General features: G+C 45.5%; 21 protein-coding genes and 1 pseudogene. 5 read left to right on the top strand and 17 right to left on the bottom strand.

Annotated features, from left to right (window positions below):
- Positions 1-7: 7 nt before the first annotated feature.
- From ftsY to ahpC, 4 genes are all read right to left on the bottom strand, one after another.
- Positions 8-1,237 carry a signal recognition particle-docking protein FtsY gene (ftsY, locus tag EYQ95_RS08925; RefSeq protein ID WP_111915391.1) on the bottom strand — a complete coding sequence of 410 codons (1,230 nt, stop codon included), beginning with the start codon at positions 1,235-1,237 and terminating at the stop codon, positions 8-10.
- An 83-nt stretch (positions 1,238-1,320) separates the two neighbouring features.
- Positions 1,321-1,842 (bottom strand): hypothetical protein, encoded by a 522-nt coding sequence (locus EYQ95_RS08920; protein ID WP_111915392.1) that lies wholly within the window; start codon positions 1,840-1,842, stop codon positions 1,321-1,323.
- Positions 1,843-1,940: 98 nt separating this feature from the next.
- A complete protein-coding gene (gene ahpF / locus EYQ95_RS08915) occupies positions 1,941-3,554 on the bottom strand; it encodes an alkyl hydroperoxide reductase subunit F (protein WP_111915393.1) in 1,614 nt (537 codons plus the stop codon).
- Between the two features lie 134 nt (positions 3,555-3,688).
- On the bottom strand, positions 3,689-4,252 hold the full coding sequence (ahpC, locus tag EYQ95_RS08910; protein WP_111915394.1) for an alkyl hydroperoxide reductase subunit C: 564 nt from the start codon (positions 4,250-4,252) through the stop codon (positions 3,689-3,691).
- 135 nt (positions 4,253-4,387) lie between these two features.
- Between ahpC and EYQ95_RS08905 the strand changes: the two genes are divergently transcribed.
- On the top strand, positions 4,388-5,314 hold the full coding sequence (locus EYQ95_RS08905; protein WP_111915395.1) for a hydrogen peroxide-inducible genes activator: 927 nt from the start codon (positions 4,388-4,390) through the stop codon (positions 5,312-5,314).
- A 27-nt stretch (positions 5,315-5,341) separates the two neighbouring features.
- On the opposite strand, the gene EYQ95_RS08900 is transcribed toward EYQ95_RS08905, so the two are convergent.
- On the bottom strand, positions 5,342-5,755 hold the full coding sequence (locus EYQ95_RS08900; protein WP_111915396.1) for a helix-turn-helix domain-containing protein: 414 nt from the start codon (positions 5,753-5,755) through the stop codon (positions 5,342-5,344).
- 164 nt (positions 5,756-5,919) lie between these two features.
- On the opposite strand from EYQ95_RS08900, the gene rsmD reads away from it, so the two are divergent.
- Positions 5,920-6,519 carry a 16S rRNA (guanine(966)-N(2))-methyltransferase RsmD gene (rsmD, locus tag EYQ95_RS08895; RefSeq protein ID WP_111915397.1) on the top strand — a complete coding sequence of 200 codons (600 nt, stop codon included), beginning with the start codon at positions 5,920-5,922 and terminating at the stop codon, positions 6,517-6,519.
- 9 nt (positions 6,520-6,528) lie between these two features.
- On the opposite strand, the gene EYQ95_RS08890 is transcribed toward rsmD, so the two are convergent.
- Both EYQ95_RS08890 and EYQ95_RS08885 read right to left on the bottom strand, forming a co-directional pair.
- Positions 6,529-7,119 (bottom strand): YjaG family protein, encoded by a 591-nt coding sequence (locus EYQ95_RS08890; protein ID WP_111915398.1) that lies wholly within the window; start codon positions 7,117-7,119, stop codon positions 6,529-6,531.
- Positions 7,120-7,152: 33 nt separating this feature from the next.
- Positions 7,153-7,752, bottom strand: coding sequence for a YhgN family NAAT transporter (locus tag EYQ95_RS08885; protein WP_111915399.1), 600 nt, complete (start codon positions 7,750-7,752; stop codon positions 7,153-7,155).
- 98 nt (positions 7,753-7,850) lie between these two features.
- Here EYQ95_RS08885 and EYQ95_RS08880 point away from each other — a divergent pair, with 98 nt between their 5' ends.
- Both EYQ95_RS08880 and EYQ95_RS08875 read left to right on the top strand, forming a co-directional pair.
- Entirely contained in the window at positions 7,851-8,849 is a 999-nt protein-coding gene (locus EYQ95_RS08880) for a threonine/serine dehydratase (RefSeq protein ID WP_111915400.1), read from the top strand.
- A complete protein-coding gene (locus EYQ95_RS08875) occupies positions 8,839-9,918 on the top strand; it encodes an alanine racemase (protein ID WP_111915401.1) in 1,080 nt (359 codons plus the stop codon). The genes EYQ95_RS08880 and EYQ95_RS08875 overlap by 11 nt, the downstream gene beginning before the upstream one ends.
- Before the next feature lie 3 nt (positions 9,919-9,921).
- Here EYQ95_RS08875 and EYQ95_RS08870 read toward each other — a convergent pair whose 3' ends face one another.
- The 3 genes and pseudogenes from EYQ95_RS08870 to EYQ95_RS08860 form a co-directional block, all read right to left on the bottom strand.
- The gene (locus tag EYQ95_RS08870) at positions 9,922-10,341 is read right to left on the bottom strand and encodes a VOC family protein (protein ID WP_111915402.1); all 420 of its coding nucleotides are present in this window, start codon (positions 10,339-10,341) and stop codon (positions 9,922-9,924) included.
- A complete protein-coding gene (locus EYQ95_RS08865; protein ID WP_111915403.1) occupies positions 10,341-11,513 on the bottom strand; it encodes a cystathionine gamma-synthase in 1,173 nt (390 codons plus the stop codon). The genes EYQ95_RS08870 and EYQ95_RS08865 overlap by 1 nt, the downstream gene beginning before the upstream one ends.
- A gap of 22 nt (positions 11,514-11,535) precedes the next feature.
- Positions 11,536-12,495: pseudogene (locus tag EYQ95_RS08860) on the bottom strand (PLP-dependent cysteine synthase family protein); the annotation flags it as partial.
- Between the two features lie 198 nt (positions 12,496-12,693).
- Here EYQ95_RS08860 and EYQ95_RS08855 point away from each other — a divergent pair.
- Positions 12,694-13,305 (top strand): hypothetical protein, encoded by a 612-nt coding sequence (locus EYQ95_RS08855; RefSeq protein WP_111915405.1) that lies wholly within the window; start codon positions 12,694-12,696, stop codon positions 13,303-13,305.
- Positions 13,306-13,314: 9 nt separating this feature from the next.
- On the opposite strand, the gene EYQ95_RS08850 is transcribed toward EYQ95_RS08855, so the two are convergent.
- The 7 genes from EYQ95_RS08850 to EYQ95_RS08820 all read right to left on the bottom strand — a co-directional run bounded on the left by EYQ95_RS08850 (position 13,315) and on the right by EYQ95_RS08820 (position 19,436).
- Positions 13,315-13,953 (bottom strand): hypothetical protein, encoded by a 639-nt coding sequence (locus EYQ95_RS08850; protein WP_111915406.1) that lies wholly within the window; start codon positions 13,951-13,953, stop codon positions 13,315-13,317.
- Between the two features lie 72 nt (positions 13,954-14,025).
- Positions 14,026-14,436, bottom strand: a complete 411-nt coding sequence (locus EYQ95_RS08845) for a hypothetical protein (RefSeq protein ID WP_111915407.1) — start codon at positions 14,434-14,436, stop codon at positions 14,026-14,028.
- 15 nt (positions 14,437-14,451) lie between these two features.
- On the bottom strand, positions 14,452-14,877 hold the full coding sequence (locus tag EYQ95_RS08840) for a hypothetical protein (RefSeq protein ID WP_111915408.1): 426 nt from the start codon (positions 14,875-14,877) through the stop codon (positions 14,452-14,454).
- Positions 14,878-14,881: 4 nt separating this feature from the next.
- Positions 14,882-15,286 (bottom strand): hypothetical protein, encoded by a 405-nt coding sequence (locus EYQ95_RS08835; protein WP_111915409.1) that lies wholly within the window; start codon positions 15,284-15,286, stop codon positions 14,882-14,884.
- Between the two features lie 102 nt (positions 15,287-15,388).
- Entirely contained in the window at positions 15,389-16,468 is a 1,080-nt protein-coding gene (locus EYQ95_RS08830; protein WP_111915410.1) for a hypothetical protein, read from the bottom strand.
- Between the two features lie 216 nt (positions 16,469-16,684).
- Positions 16,685-17,785 (bottom strand): hypothetical protein, encoded by a 1,101-nt coding sequence (locus EYQ95_RS08825; protein ID WP_111915411.1) that lies wholly within the window; start codon positions 17,783-17,785, stop codon positions 16,685-16,687.
- Between the two features lie 121 nt (positions 17,786-17,906).
- A complete protein-coding gene (locus EYQ95_RS08820) occupies positions 17,907-19,436 on the bottom strand; it encodes a YifB family Mg chelatase-like AAA ATPase (protein WP_111915412.1) in 1,530 nt (509 codons plus the stop codon).
- Positions 19,437-19,458: the final 22 nt, after the last annotated feature.

The raw sequence follows: 19,458 nt of genomic DNA, 5'->3' as shown, positions 1-19,458 counted from the left end.
TCCTTGCTCAGGTCTTGTCGCTCGCCGAAGACTCTTCCTCGTCAAACAGGGCTGAAACGAAATCTTGTGCAGTGAACGGTCGCAAATCGTCTAACTGTTCTCCAACCCCAACATAACGAATAGGTATACCAAATTGATTCGCCAAAGCGAACATCACACCGCCTTTTGCGGTGCCGTCTAGTTTAGTCATCACCAAACCAGAAACATTTACTGCTTCGCCAAATAACTTAGCTTGCGAAATCGCATTCTGGCCCGTGCCGGCATCCAATGTAAGCATAACTTCGTGAGGCATCGAGTCGTCGAGTTTTTTCATTACTCGAACGATTTTCTTAAGTTCTTCCATTAAGTTGCTTTTGTTCTGTAAGCGGCCCGCTGTGTCGGCAATAAGCACATCAACGCCACGAGCTTTTGCTGCCTCTACCGCGTCGTAAATAACAGAGGCGCTGTCGGCACCCGTATGTTGAGCCACCACAGAAATGTCATTGCGTTCGCCCCAAACTTGCAGCTGCTCTACCGCTGCGGCACGGAAAGTATCGCCTGCAGCTAACATGACCGACTTCCCTTCTGCTTTAAATTGCTTCGCTAACTTACCAATGGTCGTCGTTTTACCCACACCATTTACGCCCACCATTAAAATAACAAATGGGCCTTCATGGTTGTCCGGAATAGTTAAAGGAACCGCCACAGGTTCAAGAATATGCGTTAATTCTTCTTTGAGTTTTTCAAAAAGCACATCGCCGTCTTTTAAATCTTTGCGGCTGGCATGATCGGTTAACCGTTGAATGATATTGGTCGTGGTATCCATACCCACATCGGCAACCAGTAGCTGGGTTTCTAGCTCTTCAAAGAGATCTTCGTCAATTTTCTTACCCAAAAACAGGCTAGCCATGCCCGAGCCGAGATTACCCGAGGTTTTGCGCAAGCCGGACTTGAGCTTCTGAAACCAAGACTGCTTTGGTTCCTTTGTTTTGGATTCTTGCTCTTTTGGCTCTTGAACTTCAGGTTCAGTTGGTACTTGCCCTTTCGGAGCTGCTTCCGAAGCTAACGATTCCGCAGTAACGGTTGCGCAGTCTTCAGCTGCAGATGGCAAATCGTCTGCTGCTGTGCGTTCTTGTTGCGGTTCTGGAGATTGATCAAGTTGCGTTTCAACAGGCGGCTTTTCAGCCGGTTGACTCTGCTCCTTGCTGTCAGGTTTCTTCTTAAACCAAGATGAAAAAATGGAACCTTTTTCGCTCATACTGCCTACTTGTCCGACAAAAAATAAATAGTATCACTTTCACCCAAAAGGTTGAATGCGCTGCCCCGAAAACAGCAATGCGACTAAGGCGCAATTTCTTTCAAATGATAATGCGTAGTCGGACCTGAATGATATGTGGTGAACACCTCGAACAATCCTTTGAATCGAACCATTACAATGCCAGTTCCGCCTGAACTGTATTCGTAAATAGTATGAGGGCCAATGTCTAAAACCAAAGCATAAGGAGAACAGTGAAAATTATTTACGTCTTCATAAAAAGGTAATGGAATTGGGGTTCCCACAACACTTCTGTCGATAACGGCTTCAATATTTAAGTCGCAAGTCTGCTCCACAATTTGGTTTTCAGCGATGGACATACTGGTATCGATATAGCCATCGAACCGCACAACTTTCCCTTCATTGCGGTCCAGAAACTCGAGTAAGCCAGTGTCTGAGTTGTCAGAGGTTAAATTGATATTGCCCTGAAAGGTCTCTATTTCCTGCGTCGTAAAAAAGCGGTCGTACACCAACAATGCAAGCATTGTCACAACAGCTAATACGATGATAACCAGCGAAACTCGAATAGTTCTTGCGTTGTTTGTCATATATTCACGCCGACTTTGTAATATTTACAGTCGAGTATCGCAATAAAAAGGGCCAGAGTGAAATCACGCTGACCCTTCTTCTCAATTTAGGTAGAAAACTAAGAAGCGACTTGTTCAGCCTCTGCTTTCTGGCTTTCATAAAGCGCTTCAAGGCGGTCTGAATTCGCGAGCAAATATTCAAACGCTGAAAGAGATGCTTTAGAACCCTCGCCCATCGCAATCACGATTTGCTTATACGGAACCGTGCTTACGTCACCTGCAGCATAGATGCCTTTCTGCGAGGTGTGGCATTTCTCATCAATTTTGATTTCGCCGTATTGAGTTACCTCAACCACGTCTTTCACAAACTTGCTGTTAGGCACTAAGCCAATTTGTACGAAGATACCTTCAACGTCTACGCGGACTTTATCGCCAGACACCCGGTCTTGGTACACTAACGCATTAACTTTCCCGTTTTCGGCGAGTACTTCCTGAGTTGCTGCACTCTTAATAATCTGAATATTGTTTCTAGATTCAGCTTGATTGATCAGCACTTGGTCTGCGCGTAATTCGTCGGCAAACTCCAGCACAGTTACGCTCTTCACGATACCCGCTAAGTCTAGTGCGGCCTCAATACCCGAGTTACCGCCACCGATGACCGCTACGTCTTTGCCTTTAAAGAACGGGCCGTCACAGTGTGGACAGTACGCTACACCATTACCTACGTTTTCTTTCTCGCCTGGAACGCCTAGCTCGCGCCAATTTGCACCTGTCGCAACAATCAACGTTTTGGTGTCGATGCGTTCACCTGAAGAAAGAACTACAGACTTAATTTCGTCATCAATCACTTCAGACACGCGTAAATGCTCTTTTACGGTAATGTCGTAGTCGTTCATGTGCGCAATTAAGTTACCAGTAAGCTCTGGGCCAGTAGTTTTACTCACGGAAATCAAATTCTCGATACCCATGGTGTCTTTTACCTGACCACCTAAACGCTCGGCAATTAGCGTAACTTTCAAACCTTTACGAGCACTGTAAATTGCTGAAGCTACACCTGCTGGGCCACCGCCAATAACGGTTACGTCTTGCAGTGGTAGTGCGTCGGCTTCGTCTGGAGCTGCAATGCTGCTGTCTAGCTCCATTAATTTTTCAATAAGCTGAGCGGCGTCTACTTTACCGTTCGCGAAGAGCTCGCCGTTCACGTACACACTTGGAACGCCCTGAATATCGCGCTCGTTGATCACGTCCTGGAATAAGCCACCGTCGATCATTTCGCTTGAAATATTGTCATTAAGTAACGCGAATTGATTCAACGCTTGTACTACGTCTGGGCAGTTGTGACAGCTTAGGCTAATGAACACCTCAAAATGCAGCTTGTCTTTTACTCGAGCGACCATTTTTTGCAAAGACTCGTCAAGCTTCATTGCAGTGCCGGTAGCATGAAGCACAGCCAAGATGAGCGAGTTGAACTCGTGCCCACTCGGGATGCCCGAGAACTGAATGCCGGTGTCTTTACCGTCTACTTCAATGAAAAAGCTAATAGGGCTACGTAACTTGCCTTCAGTGTCACGCTCTTCAACGCTCATTAAATCGTTTGCGCTAGCAATGCCTTCAAGGAAAGTTTTAAGTTCTTCACGCTTTTCATGTTCGCCACTTTGCAGAACAAAAGAAAGCGGCTGCTTCATGTTTGCAGTGTACTGTTTAATCGCTTGTAAAATGTCTTTAGATAACATGTTTGTTTCCTGCCAAATGGTTAACTGAAAAGATTGAAACTACGAATTTGGAAAGGGAGGAAGACAGGTGGCCACCGTATGGGGGTGTCGGCAACCACCGCCTTCGCATTCACACACGTAATTCGTGCAAGGACTTAGATTTTACCTACTAGGTCCAATGAAGGTGCTAGTGTTTCTTCACCTTCTTTCCAAGCCGCAGGGCAAACTTCGCCTGGGTTGTTGCGAACGTATTGTGCTGCTTTAACTTTACGAACCAAGTCTTCAGCGTCACGACCAATACCTTCAGCAGTGATTTCCATTGCTTGGATGATGCCGTCTGGGTCAACTACGAAAGTAGCGCGGTCAGCAAGACCCATTTCGTCACGCATAACGTCGAAGTTGCGCGTAATTTCACCTGTTGGATCGCCAATCATGGTGTATTGGATTTTGCCAATTGTGTCAGACGAGTCGTGCCACGCTTTGTGCGTGAAGTGAGTGTCTGTAGACACAGAGAATACTTCTACGCCGCGCGCTTGAAGTTCTTCGTATTTGTCTGCAAGGTCACCAAGCTCAGTTGGGCAAACAAAAGTGAAGTCCGCTGGGTAGAAAAAGAAAATAGACCATTTACCTTCAGTGTCTTTTTCAGAAACTTCGAAAAATTCACCGTTTTTAAACGCATTCGCTTTAAATGGTTTAATTTTAGTGTTGATCAATGCCATTACGATCTCCTTACGAGGTTGTATTTAATGATGCTTGTTTGAAACTGGAGATAGGATACTCAGAATAGAAAGTTTGGTAAATTTGAATTATATTCATTGTATATTCTATTTTTTAGAACACAGGTTAAACCGTCGATGATTTCCATTAAACAACTCAAGTACGCCTTGGCAGTCCAAAAAACGCTGCACTTCAAGAAAGCAGCTGAACTTTGCAATGTTAGCCCCTCAGCGCTGAGCACCGCACTCAATGAGTTAGAGGCGCAACTAAATATGAAAATCTTCGAGCGCGACACCAAGCGCGTACTCATCACCCCAAGCGGTAGGCGTATTTTAGAAAAGGCAACGCAAGTACTACTAGATATTGAAGACATGCAAGCGTTAGCAACACTTTATGAAGACCCACTAACAGCGCCCATGGACATTGGTATCATTCCCACCATAGCCCCGTTTCTGCTGCCACAATTTCTACCCTTACTGAAAGAACGGCACCCGCAAATGAACTTGCAGGTGAAAGAGGAAAGGTCTCACGTCGTGATCGAGCAAGTACGACAAGGCGAACTAGATGCAGCCATTATTGCACTACCCTATTCTTGCCCAGGTCTACTCACTTTAGAGTTTTGGCACGAAGACTTTTACTGGGTGGCACATAAAAATAATAGCCGCGCAGACTTACGGGAAATAAGTGGGGAAGATATCGACGAGAACGAGCTACTGTTGCTGCAAGAAGGTCATTGCCTAAAAGACCATATTCTTGACGCTTGCCACCTGGCGCAAAAGATTTCAGCACGAGGGCTCAGCGCGATCAGTTTAAATACGCTCATTCAAATGGTGGCTGGAGGTTTAGGAACAACTCTGGTTCCCGAAATGGCATTACCTCAGCTCATTAGCCAAAATCCGAACTTGGTGTCTGCTCACTTAAAAGAACCCGGTCCTCATCGCTCAATAGCCTTTATCACACGCCCTAACTACCCACGTTTCCAATGCGTTGAAGCATTAAGAGACATTGCGGTTGATGCGTTTAAAACCATCCACGATAGCGTGGAAGGAAGCCACAGAGGCTAGGCTGTGCCACTGTGGCTAAGGGCATTTTCACCAGTATTTTCGGGTATCAATATAATGCTTCATATTGGAAAATAGGTAGGCAAAAGCAAAAAATGCTGGGGTAGCAATAATATCTGGCTCCACCAGCCAGGATACAATACCTAAAGTTAATGTCAGCAGTTCTGCCATAACTATCTGCTTTCTAACTTTAACTCCCCAAAATAGAAACCGAATGAAAAAAGGCTCTTTAGCCCACGCTTCAGATGATTTATCGATCACAGTAATTTCCTCTTGTAGTTTTGAAATATCAACTTCAAACACAGAGGCAAGAGCTTTGAGAGACTCAATACTGGCCTTATTACCGCTTTCAATACGTTGAATAGTTCGTGTACTTAAACCACTCATAACGGCTAACTGCTCTTGAGACCATTTTCGTTTCTCTCTTAATTGTTTAACTATCATGTTCACTCCTAACCAATGTGCGAGGAAACCTTCGCAAAAAACAGCTACTGTCGGTGACGAAATTACCACGACAACAACCCGACAGCATCTTTCAAAAGCAACATCTTCCGACTTCGATGTTACAATATGGGCTCATGAAGTTATGAACAAACTCTTTGGACGTTATGAACAAACGTAACTCTTTTAAAAACAACACCTCTGCAGCCGGAACCATTCGCATCATCGGTGGTGCATGGCGTGGTAGAAAGCTACCCGTGCTCACGGCAGAAGGTTTGCGTCCGACTACGGACCGCTTGAAAGAAACAGTGTTCAATTGGCTTCAATTTGAGTTACCAGGTACCCATGTACTTGACGCATTTGCGGGTACGGGAAGTTTGGGGTTAGAAGCACTTTCACGGGGCGCAGCCAGCGCGCTTTTTTTGGAAATGAACGGAGTGGCTGCCAAACAACTGGAACTGAACCTTGGTCAGCTTAAAACTGCCGAAGGTCGAGTAGAGCAAATCGACACACTGAAGTTTTTGCAGCAACCCGCAAAGCAACAATTCGATGTTGTGTTCTTAGACCCACCATTTCACAAAAGCTTACTGATGCCAGCTCTAAAAAGCCTTATAGAAAATGGTTGGTTGGCTGAAGAAGCATGGATATATGTAGAGACCGAGCAGCAGGTTGACCTTAAACTTATGGAAGGTTTGGAACTGTATCGCGAGAAAAAGGCGGGGCAGTCTCATGCTCGCCTATTTCAATGGACGCAACAGCACCTTTAGAAGCGTCGGTTAAGAAAGCCCTAAGTTTGAGTGCCCTTCTTCGCGCGCAATCTTTCTAACGTCACTCACTAATGCTTTATCCACGTTAGCCGAGCTTTCTAGGAACTCCACCATCGCTTCTTGAGTTGCCATTTCATAAGCCATAAGCTCATGCTCTTCGATACATTCATATCGTTTTTTGGGGTCATCTACGTCGGCAAATTCACCCAGTTCCAAATAATGAGAAACACTACCCTGAGAAATTTTCGCTACATCTAAAAACGGCGCACTTTCTTTGTCGGCAATACCTTGAGCTAGACAACTTAACGCCGTGCAAGTTGCAATAGCGGGATACACTCCGAGCATATCGAAGTCATTATCGCTCGGCGTTACAGCCTCTAATTTTTCTTGCCAACGCTCCCAGTCTCCACCTTTATTCACACTAATTTTGTCCCAAACTAAATTTAGCAGCCCTCTTAATATTTTCGGGTCACCAAAACCGACATGCTCTGAGAACAAGTTATAGTTTGGAAGTAAGCGCTCACATAAATAAGCAGCTAATACCGCCTGTTGCGCTGGTTCGAGCTTACGGATACGTTGAAACAAAGTTTTCTGCGACAATTTAGTCTCCTTTTGCCTAGCTAATTTTGAGAATTAACCGGCCATGCCTTGGCTGACATAACGCATAATACCGTCGAGGAACATTTGCACCGCAACCATAATCAAGATCATACCCATTAAACGTTCGATAGCATTCAAACCACGCTGACCCAAGCCTCGCATAACCACACTGCTAAACATAAGCACCGTAGCAGAAATAAGCCACGCTACACCTGCAGCTACGGTCCAGTCGAACATACGCTCAGGCTCTTGGTTGGCAAGCAGAATAAGCGACGCCAATAACGAAGGCCCTGAGATCAATGGAATAGCCAAAGGAACAATAAAGGGTTCGTCGCCCGCAGGTAAACCAAGAACACCGCCCGGCTGCGGGAATATCATACGAAGTGCGATAATAAATAGAATAATACCGCCGGCTATACTTACGCTTTCTTGCCTTAGCCCTAAGCTCGAAAGTAACCAAGTTCCTGCGTATAAAAACAGCAACATAAATATAAGGGCAAAAATAAGTTCGCGCGCTAACACAACTTTGCGGCGTTTAGGCTCAATATGACGCAATACTGAAATGAATATGGGCAAATTACCCAACGGGTTCATAATCAGCAAAAGCGTGATCGAGGCGGTCCATAAATCCATGATGTTTCTCCAAAACGTGTTGGCGTGTGCTAGCGTATAATAGTTAGCATAGTGTACTCTTTTGCACAAAACCGCACCATAAACATGGGGTAAAAAACTTGACTGGTTGGCAACATGCAGCAGGTGTCGACGCACTCAACCTGCAAACGATATATCAAGCTGAGCAACTTATTGCTCCGCATATCCATTGCACGCCTGTGTTAACGAGCCGAGGCATTAACGAGCTTGTGGGTGCCAAACTCTATTTTAAATGTGAAAACTTACAGCGCACCGGCGCATTTAAGTTTCGTGGCGCTTGCCATGCACTACTGCAGCTCAACAGCGAACAACGCAAAGCTGGTGTTTATACGGTGTCTTCTGGGAACCATGGCGCGGCACTGGCTTGCGCTGGGGAAAAACTTGGTATTCCGGTTCATGTGGGCGTTCCAAAGAACGCACCACGGGTTAAAAAGCAAAACATGCAGCGTTATCACGCAAAAATTACCGAACTTGAACTCGGTATGGCAGCGCGAGACGCTTTCGTGGAAGAGCAACAACAACACAGTCGTGAAATTTTTATACCGCCCTACAATCACCCTACTATTATTGCAGGGCAAGCAACGGCTTCATTAGAGTTAATTAAAGCCGTGCCAGACTTAAATGCGTTAGTCGCTCCGGTCGGCGGTGGCGGCTTGCTTGCCGGAACTTGCATGGTTGGTCACAGCCAGGACATTCCAGTGTTTGGTGCTGAACCCGTAAATGTAAATGACGCTTGGGAGTCGTTACAGAAAGGCGCAATTCAAAAAGAAAAAGGTTTAAAAAGTATCTGCGACGGCTTACTTACTAGGCTTGGTGAATATCCATTTGAAGTCATCCAGTCATTCGTAAAAGACATTTTGTGCATAACCGAAGAAGAAATAGTCGAAGCAATGTACCTTATTTGGCAGGAACTTAAAGTGGTCATTGAACCTTCTTCAGCAACGGTTCTTGCAGCGGTGATTAAACACAAAGCGCAATTTCAAAAGCAGCGTATTGGCCTTATTATTAGCGGTGGTAACGTAGACATAGCACGCCTGCCCTGGCATGTAGACAAGTTGGAGTCGCCTCATGAAACTTAATTGGTCAACTCTTACGGGTCCTACGGTACTCGTCAACAGAACGAGAGCGAAGCGTAATATTGAGAGCATGAAGGCAAAAGCTGAAGCAGCACAAGTACAACTTCGCCCACACTTCAAAACACACCAGTCTACAATTATTGGCAAATGGTTCGGCACACCAGAAACCACGCCTATCGCCGTGTCATCATTAAAAATGGCAAATGAGTTTGCTAGTGCGGGCTGGCGAGATATTCATATCGCTATACCTGTAAATCCGAGAGAGCTTCCAGCTTTAAACAATCTAGCCAGTAAAGTGAACCTTACGCTCTCTATTGAACACGAAGACACCCTTGAACTACTCTCTCACCTTAGCCATAAGGTAGCGGTAAGTGTCGAAGTAGACACCGGTTACGGCCGAACAGGTATACATTGGCAGCAATATGGCAGAATTAAGCGGTTGTTGGACGCCTTACAAGCGCATAAACAAGTCAATCAGCTCGGTTTAATGGTTCATAGCGGTCATAGTTATCTCGCGCATGGCTTAAAAGATATTCAAGGTGTTCACCAAGAAAGCTCGCACCGGCTAAAAGAGTTGCTCGACATGATGGACTGGCAAGGCGAACCACTTCGCGTTTCCATTGGTGATACGCCAACTTGTAGCCAAATGTCGACTTTTCCGGGTGCAACTGAAATACGCCCCGGCAACTATGTATTTTACGACCTACAGCAAAAACTGATTGGTAGTTGTGATTGGAATGACATAGCACTAGCGGTTGCATGCCCTGTTATCGCCCGTTACCCAGAACGGGAAGAAGTCGTAGTTCACGGTGGCGCAGTGCACTTTTCTAAAGACTCTGCTGAAATGAACGGCCAAAAAGTATTTGGGCAAGTCATGCATACCACCGAAAATGGCTGGGGAGCTCCAGTAGGCGACGCCTACATCAAAGGATTGTCACAAGAGCATGGCAAAATTCATTTGCCTAAAACCATGATCAAAGACTTAAAGCTTGGGGATATGCTGGTTATTGTACCCGCCCATTCCTGCTTAACTATGTCAGCTATGGGCGAGTTTATTTGCTTTGACGACTAAAGGTTAGCTCGCAAACAACTGGTCCAAGTCTGCAAACGCTTTGAACTCAAGCGCATTGCCGCAATAGTCGTAAAAGAACATTGTGGCTTGCTCGCCAGGTTGTCCTTTAAAACGAATATAGGGTTCTATCACAAACTCAATACCCGCAGCTTTCACGCGTTCAGCTAATGCTTCCCATGTTTCCATATCTAACACTACACCGAAATGCGGCACAGGGACTGCGTGTCCGTCTACAGCATTATTGGCAGGTGGTTGCACGCGCTCTGGTGCTACATGGGTAACAAGCTGGTGCCCGTAAAAGTTCCAGTCAATCCAATGGTCGGAAGAGCGCCCTTGCTCACAACCTAGAACTTGCGCGTAAAACTTACGCGCGTTGTCTAGGTCTTTAACTGGAATCGCCAAATGAAAAGGACGAACAGACATTAAAACGCTCCTAGCGCTTGTTCCAAGTCAGCGATCAAGTCTGCCGTTTCTTCTATACCAACAGAAATACGAACGAAGTTGTCATGAATGCCAAGCTTCTCTCGGTTTTCCTTCGGAATTGAAGCGTGAGTCATAATTGCAGGGTGTTCGATTAAACTTTCCACGCCACCCAAGCTTTCAGCAAGTGCAAAGATTTCTACTGCTTCTAGGAATTTGCGAGCACTTTCAATATCGCCTTCCAAGAAAATTGAAATCATGCCGCCAAATCCACTCATTTGCGATTTCGCAAGCTCATGTTGTGGGTGACTTTCTAAGCCAGGATGAACCACTTTACGAACTTTCGGATGAGCCTCAAGCCACTTCGCAATTTCTAGGGCTGCTTCGTTGTGTTGGCGCATTCTTAACGCCAATGTTTTTAAACCACGAAGCGCAAGGTAGCTGTCGAATGGTCCTGCAATTGCGCCTACTGAGTTCTGCAAAAAGGTCATTTGCTCAATTAAGTCTTCGCGCTCACCTACAACCGCTACACCACCTACCATGTCTGAGTGGCCGTTCAAGTATTTGGTTGCTGAGTGCATCACAATGTCTGCACCTAAATCTAATGGACGCTGGTTATATGGCGTCGCAAAAGTATTGTCGACCACGACAATCATGTCTTCACGGTGCGCGCGTGCAATCTCCACGATAGCTTTAATATCTACCAGCTTTAACATTGGGTTACTTGGTGTTTCTACCCAAATCATGCGTGTTTCAGGGCGCAAAGAAGCCTTAACCGCTTCTAAGTCCGCCAAGTCAACGTATGAGAATTGCAAACCCGCTGAGCGCTCACGAACTTTGTCAAACAAGCGGAAGCTACCGCCGTATAAGTCGTCCATCGCAACAACATGATCGCCCGAATCTAGGATTTCCAGAATCGTAGATGTAGCTGCCATGCCAGAGCCAAACGCATAACCGTTGCGCCCACCTTCAAGGTTGGCTACCGCGCGCTCCCAAGCGAAACGCGTAGGGTTATGGGACCGCGAGTATTCAAACCCTGCATGCACGCCCGGACTTTTCTGAATATAAGTTGAGCTGGTCACGATAGGAGGCATCACAGCTCCTGTAACAGGCTCTGGCTCTTGGCCACCATGAATTGCGCGTGTTGCGAATGCCAATTTAGATGTATCTTGCATGGTTTACCTCTTATTCGTCGCCAAAGTCTTGAGCGGCCATCCACTCGTCGTTGAAATGTTTAGATAAGTAACGTGCGCCCGTGTCACAAGCTAGTGTAACGACACGCTTAGGTTCGGTTTGTTCACGGCAATAGCGCAAAGCAGCCGCAATGAGCGTACCGCTTGAAGACCCAACCATAATGCCTTCCTTACGAAGTACTTCGCGTGAAGTTTCTAAACTTTCACGGTCTGAAATGGCGTAAGCCTTTCCTGCAAGTTCAATGTCGCAAATTACTGGAATAAAGTCCTCGCCAATACCTTCAATGCGCCAGCTGCCGGCTTCAACGTCTTTACCTTCGTTCACCAATGGCGCAAGAATTGAACCGTCTGGATCAGCTAGTACCAAATCAATGTCTTGCTTCTGTTCGCGCAGGTATTTACCCACACCGCTTAACGTGCCGCCTGAGCCAACACCACATACGAAAGCGTCGAGCTTAGCGTCCATTTGCTGCCAAATTTCAGGACCAGTAGTTTCGTAATGAGCTTTCACATTCGCCGGATTTTCAAATTGATTGATGTAATACGCACCGCGCTCTTTCGACAAACGCTCGGCTAAATCCTGGTAATACTCAGGGTGACCTTTTTGCACGTCTGAGCGAGTTTCAATTACTTCTGCACCCAAAGCTTTTAGGTTGTAAAGTTTTTCACGACTCATCTTGTCGGGTAGAACAATAATCAGTTTGTAACCACGCTGGGCTGCAACAATGGCCAACCCTAAACCGGTATTACCTGCAGTACCTTCAATAAGCGTGTCGCCTGGCTTAATCTTGCCCTGCTTTTCGGCTTCATCGATCATGTAAACCGCAATGCGGTCTTTAATCGACAGCCCTGGGTTTGCCGTTTCAAGTTTCAAGTACAGCTCACAAGGACCTGTGTCGATATTACTCACTCGCATCATCGGAGTGTTTCCGATCATTTCTAGTGCATTTTGATAAACATTCATGTGCAAACCTTTTGAAAAATACGTTTCCGGTATATATATGGTACAAATTTGCTGCGTATGATACTAAAGCGGCAACAAACAAGCCATTCAACTGAGTTCTATGCTAGAACGTTTTCGCCTTAACTATTCAAAAACATTTGGCTTGTTCTTAATTCAAGTTAACATAACCACAAAATAGAATAATCAGAGGAATTTATAATGCGAGCGCTAGCAACACTTTCTTTTACCGCACTGTCAGCTTTGGTCATTGGCTGCACGCCTGCCGACCCAGACCCACAACAAGTGTTTTTCGACACGTTAGCAGAACATTGCGGTAACGCTTATGAAGGCGAGGTGGTGAAAGGTAATCCGGAAACAGACCAAACTTGGATGAATTCTCGCATCGTCATTGAAATTAGAGAATGCCAAGACGACCGGATTCGTGTGCCATTGCATGTGGGCGACAACCATTCGCGTACGTGGGTATTCACGCAAACTACGTTAGGTTTACAGCTCAAGCACGATCACCGCCATGAAGACGGCACGCACGACCCAGTAACTTGGTATGGCGGCACGTCTTACACAGCGGGCACAGCAACTGAGCAGTCTTTCCCTGCCGACGATTTCAGTAAACAAATGTTTTCAGAAACAGGATTAAGCGCCTCAATCGACAATACGTGGATTGTCAGCTTCCCAACACCAACAACGATGAACTATAGGCTGCTTAGAGAAAATCGTGACTTCCAAGTAGAAGTCGATCTTTCCCAGCCTGTTGAAGCGCCACCGGCACCTTGGGGCTGGGAAGATAACTACCAGTACAATTTTGACTAGAGATATGTTTTACGCGCCTGAACCAACTGCATTTGGGTTCGGGCGTGGTGAACTTCCCGACACACATTGATTGTAAAGACTGTCTAAGTCGAACGAGGTGGTATTCAACACCCGACCTTCATTGGTGTAGTCAATGAATAAGATGCTTTCTTCCTCGTCACTTTCACGGAAGCCCGCGCCATTTCCACCCGTGAATTCGTCTAAGTAAATAACCGTTTGCGAAGTGATTTTACGCTCACAGCTCATCACGGTGACAAAGTGGGAAGTGCCATCAACTGCCTCGGACTGAATGGTACGTACAACAAAATTATCTCTTTCATAACTCGCCGCTTCAGACTGCACACTGATACCGAATAAATAAAACGTCGAGCCAGAAAATAAAATGACAAGAGCGCTCCACATACCTAAGCCGAAACGAATCGCTTTCCATTCCTTCCAATCTTTTGCTGCTTTTCTAAAAAACAGGTAGCCAACAAATGCAGATACAACAAAAAGAATCGCAATACCGCGCTCTACTGTCGCGCGTGCGTCGCTCCATGTCCAAATAGTTAAGCTATCGCCTGGGGCTAATACGGCGTCTAACCAAATAGGTAATGTTAATGCCAATACTGCGGCAGCAATCCAACCAATTCGTTGCTGAATAGGCATACTGAAACCTCATGAGTTACGTCAAATCGACCTCAAGGCTACCGATAGTTTTAAATAGAGGCAAGCTAGTTGCTAACGAGTTTCCCTGTTCACCGCGTCATTAATTTCAAGAACCTTTCCGGTTAAGTCCACCATATTATTAGGTTCGCAATAACTCGCTTGGAACGTCTGCTGAAATTGAGGGTCGCGCGCACGTTGTAGCGTGCCGTTAAACAAGGTAACTCTCACATTCTCACTTAGAGATGAGTCTCGAATGTTTATAAGTGTAGCCAAAGTAACTTCGGAAAGCTGTTCTGCGTTGTCACCTGATCCAATCGCATGTTGACATCTTCCCGCGGCAAGGTCTGCCGTTGCTAGGGTTTGAATAATATATTCAAAATTGCTTTCAACTAATTGTACGCGTCCGCCTTTCTGGCGGGCTTCTGTAGGCAAACTTAAGCCGCAAGTAACGGCAATAATTAATACAAAAAACCATGTTCTCATTTTACTTTCTCGCTTTTATTGGGTTGATTCCGCACGATCTAATGCTGCGTTAACTTGCATGAGTTGACTTTCAAATTTTGCTATCTCGTCTTGTGCGCATTGGCCAAAGTCGAAGTTAGTTGGAAGTTGATATTGAAGATAACGAATTCTAACCCGGGCTCTCTCTGCAATATCATCGGTGAGTTCAGGATCAAACGTGGTATCTCTCATACGAATAAACGTATTCATTCCCATTTCTTCAAGTTCACTCGCTCCGGGAATGTCATTCATATGAAAATGCTCACACTTCCATCCCACATTTCTACCGTGAGCTATCCAGTCGACGATTTGCTCACTTGTCTCTGGTGTAATTTCTATGCCTGGTTGGCCCTTGGTCTTTGCAGCGAGTGGAATACTTACTAAACCTAATGATAGTGCTATAACGAATAAAGATTTACCCATAGTGTTAACTCTCCTCTGCCCTATCGACCGCTAGCTTGATGTCATCAAGAATTCCCGAGATCATTCGGTAGTCTTCAATTCTGCAACCACTGGTGTTATTTACCATTTCCTCAAAATCCACAATTTTGTTTTGAGTACTTGTGATAATCGGATTCTTTTTAAAAGGGGGGAGAGAAGAATTGATAACGTACATTATGGTCTGGGCAGATTGTTTTGCTAGGGAAGCTGCCTCCGTATCTCCCTCAACATGCTCGCTACAATAATTGCCAATAACATTACCAAAAGCCATTGTATCGCTTATGAAATCATAATATTCCACGGCGATTTCCAGTGTTTCGTTTTCTTGAGCTTTTGCAGGGGAGTAGATTAAGACTGCGACAAGGGGAATGACGGACAAATACTTAAACATGAAAACTCAGCTCTCTCGGCTTTAGGTTATTTTTTTCAACAACCTAAAAAGCATAGTCTAAGAGCTGAGTTTTGGCGAATACACCCGATAAGGTGTTAATACTTAGCGTTCACATGGTATATCAGACAAGGCAACAGCGTGTAGGCTTTCCCTGTCAAAACCGAGTATCAGCTTATCCCCGTTACGCTCGATTAGTGTTACACCAACAGCTGAATCTGTATCTACAGTGCTAGCAGTCCAGCGGTTGCCCATCGACTCGCTGCACGCGACTTTTACATGTTCGTTTTCTAAGTATGCGGTGTATATGCGGTCACCAGATTCAGACTCCACCACATTATGGATATTCCTGTTTTTGAGAACATGACGCCAATTGGCTCCTCCGTCTTCTGTTCTCATAATCCCGCCAGAGCCAGAAACCAGCACTACATCTGGGTCGTTTGAGTAAATTAATCCACCATACACCGTAGAAAATTCAACAGCCTCTGAAAAATCATCTGTACCAATCGGAGACTCGGATAAATCAAAGCGCTTTACGTATGCGGTATCTACAGAACCGCCCCCCGATGCAATGCCTAACGCACCAATCATCCACAATTCATCTCGGTTGGGATTTAGCAACAGTTTTACTGAGTCATTAGGAAAGTCGCTTACCTCAGAAAGCATCTCAAACTCTAGATTGGGCAGAGTTGTTACCGCCAAACCTAAATCAACACTGGTAAATAATTGATCTTGGTTGTAGTCGTACGCGAACCCGCCGACAAAGTCATAAGCGTCCAAATCCACTGCAACATCAACCGAACTCCAAGTCGTACCTGCATCAATAGTTTGCTCTACCACTCGACGAGCACTACTTGCTCCATCTGATGCTGATCTTGCAACACCAAATATCCAATGCTGAGAATCAACGATCTCAGCACCAAACCCGTAAAAGTTATTTGAAGTCTCAATTGTCCAGTCTCCACCGTCAACACGAGAAGCTAGAACACCAAGACCGTAAACAAGCTCGACACCGTCTTTGGCAATATACCCATTAATGCTTGCTCCTTCGGTTAATTCTGCAGAGGACAGAACAGGTGTAAGGGACAAGCTTTCTTGGCTATCCTTGACGGTTCTCTCACTGTCATTGATACAACCCATTAGAATTATGGCAGGCAAGGTACAAGCGAGTACTTTGAAATTCATCGTTATTTCTCCTCTTTGAAATCTAATCATTCCTTCGAATCAAGACGACACGATTCAAACATAACTCTATACCCGATAACGACAAAATACATTCAAGATATGTATGATCTTGTCAAAGCGCCTTCAGTTGGTTCAGCAAGGTATCTAGCGCTCGATAGCTCATAGCTTCTGTGAGAAGAGCTAAGTTCTGGCGAGCCCCCTCCCTGGGGTTAAACTTTAAAGATTACATGGGACATCAGACATAGGAAGTGAAAAAACGCGTCCTCCCCGAGCTATCAAAGTCAATTCATCGCCCTTGCTGTACATTCGATACCCCTCGACATCAGCCGGCCCCGATATATAGCTACGTACCCAACTGTCACCTAATACTTGGCTACAATAGATTTCAACTTTTCCATCTTCCGGGTGGTTTAAAGCAAAAATTCTGTCGCCATTAGTTGATTGTGACAAAGAGCTTGCCGACTCTAAAATGGACACCCAACTTGAACCTCCATCTTCCGTTCTCACCACACCATCAGAGCCAAGCACCAAAACTACATCTGGATGGTTGTTCAAAATCAACCCTTGGGATACTCGAGACATACCAATTCTATCTGTCATGTCAGTAAGCGAAACGCCATCTGAAACAGAAAACTTTCTTACATACGCGGTATCAACGGGTGTTCCACCAATCGTCATTATATCCAAAGTACCGATTAGCCAAATCTCATCTCTGCTCTGGTGTTGAATCAAGTCTCCCCAACCGTCATACCATGGGGAATCATCTAGCAAGGTGAAATTCTCGATGGGTAAATCAGCAACCATTAGATTATTATTGTTTGTGGCAAATAAACGGTTATTTGCAAAGTCATATGCAAACCGCCAGTCGTACCGAACAGTACCTAAATTCAAATCTTCCTCGTTAACATCCACCTCATTCCACGTTGCTCCCCCGTCTCTTGTTTCTTCAAGAGCGACCTCGCGGTCAAAATATGATCCTCCGGGGGCGATCCCTGATCTGACCCAATGTTGAGAACTAATAACTCCTATTCTATACACCTCGTAATCGCTTTCTAACTCGACTGTCCATTCTTCAGAGCTACCGAAGCGATAAGCAAAAAACTCCGTGTTATAAACGATTTCAACGCCATTGCCCGATGTATAATAAACAAAACCGGGATCTTCTAAGTAATCCTGCGCTGAGAACTCAGACCGTAAGCTCAACTCGGTGTCTGAGATCACCAGTTCTTGCTGGTCATCAAGTTGTTGCTTGTCATCATCAAAGCATCCGGTTATGGAAAAAAGTGCCAATAAGCAGACGGCCATCCTAGTTTTCATCACTATACTCCTGTATTTCTGATTAATTTCGGACTTTTATTAAAATAATGTTAACAACTTTAATATAAGGAGTACCTGGACAATCCGGAACCAATTCTCACCAATAGATTGTCTAAAATTGTCAAAACTCCTTTAAACGATTAAGCAAGTTATCGAGGGCGCGGTAGCTCATAGCTTCGGTTATATGCATACGCTCAATTGCATGCGAGCCTTCCAAATCCGCAATAGTTCGAGCAAGCCGCAAAGTGCGATGATACGCACGATGAGACAGCTGCAACTTTTCCATTGCAGTCACCAAATAATCATGGTCCTTTTCACTTAAGGCACAGTAATTGTCTAATTCTTTTCCTTTTAGCGCACTGTTCAAACAGTTTTGTCTTTGCAGCTGTTTGCCATGAGCAGTTGCTACTCGCTCCGCCCAATACTCAGAAGTGTCTTCCGGCGCTATAGTTCGCTCTGAACTTCGCTTTAACGCGTCAGGTTGTCTTGGCACTTCAACTTGAAGGTCGATTCGGTCTAGAAACGGCCCAGAAATTCTGCCTAAATACTTCAGAATTTGGTCGGGCGTTGCTCTAGCAGAGCTTAAGCTTCCGTCGAAATGACCGCACGGTGAAGGGTTTAGCGCACCAATAAATTGGAACTTCGCGGGAAACGTAGCTTGCATTTTAGCCCTGCTAATATGAACTTCTCCCGACTCCATTGGCTCTCGTAATGTGTCTAATATATGCCTTGGAATTTCAGTAAGTTCGTCTAAGAAAATTAATCCATTTGAGCTAAGTGAGATTTCTCCCGGTTTGGGAATTGAACCACCACCCACCAATGCAGTTCCCGAACAAGAATGATGAGGAGCCCGGAAAGGCCTGTGGCGCCAGTCAGCAAGATTAAATGGCTGGCCCGTTAACGACTTTATGGCGGCAACTTCAAGTGCTTCTTCCTCATTGAGCAAGGGTAATAAACCAATTAAACGCTTTGCCAACATGGTTTTCCCAGTGCCAGGCGGGCCGACAAATAGAACGTGATGACCGCCACTAGCCGCTATAACCAACGCCCGTTTAGCAAGGGCTTGGCCATGAACGTCCGACAGATTTGCCTGCGTTTGTGGTTTTGGGGTTATCGCCTGCGGCTTTAGCGGTGTTTGTTTTTCCATGCCGGTAACATGGGCTATAGCCTGAGATAGATTATCGAGCGCGTATACTTTCGCTTTTTGTAATAACGCGGCTTCAGCCTTATTTTCGGCTGGAATCATAGCTGCGCGGTTGTGCTTTTGCCCTTGTACTAGAGCGGGCAACAACCCAGGAACATGCTGAATACAACCATTCAAAGCTAACTCACCATAATACTCTAATGGCTCAGTCGGCAGAGTCCATTCTTCTTCCGCGGCAAGAATTCCAAGGGCAATAGCTAGGTCAAACCGCGCTCCCTGCTTAGGCAACTCTGCAGGTGAAAGATTTACCGTAATTTTGGCTACAGGAAAGGGAATGCCACTATTCTGAATTGCCGTACGTACTCGGTCTTTCGCTTCACGTACGGTAGTTTCTGGCATTCCAATAATTTGAAAACTTGGCAGCCCCTTACCTACATTCACTTCTACCCGAACTTCTGGCGCTTCCATACCTTGCTGCGCCCGACAAAGCATCACCGCAAATCCCATAACACCTCCTTGTGTTTTGTTT

This window comes from Lysobacter sp. N42, from assembly GCF_004344885.1.
Note: the sequence above shows the minus strand (reverse complement) of the source record. Positions and strands in the feature narration are given on the sequence as shown.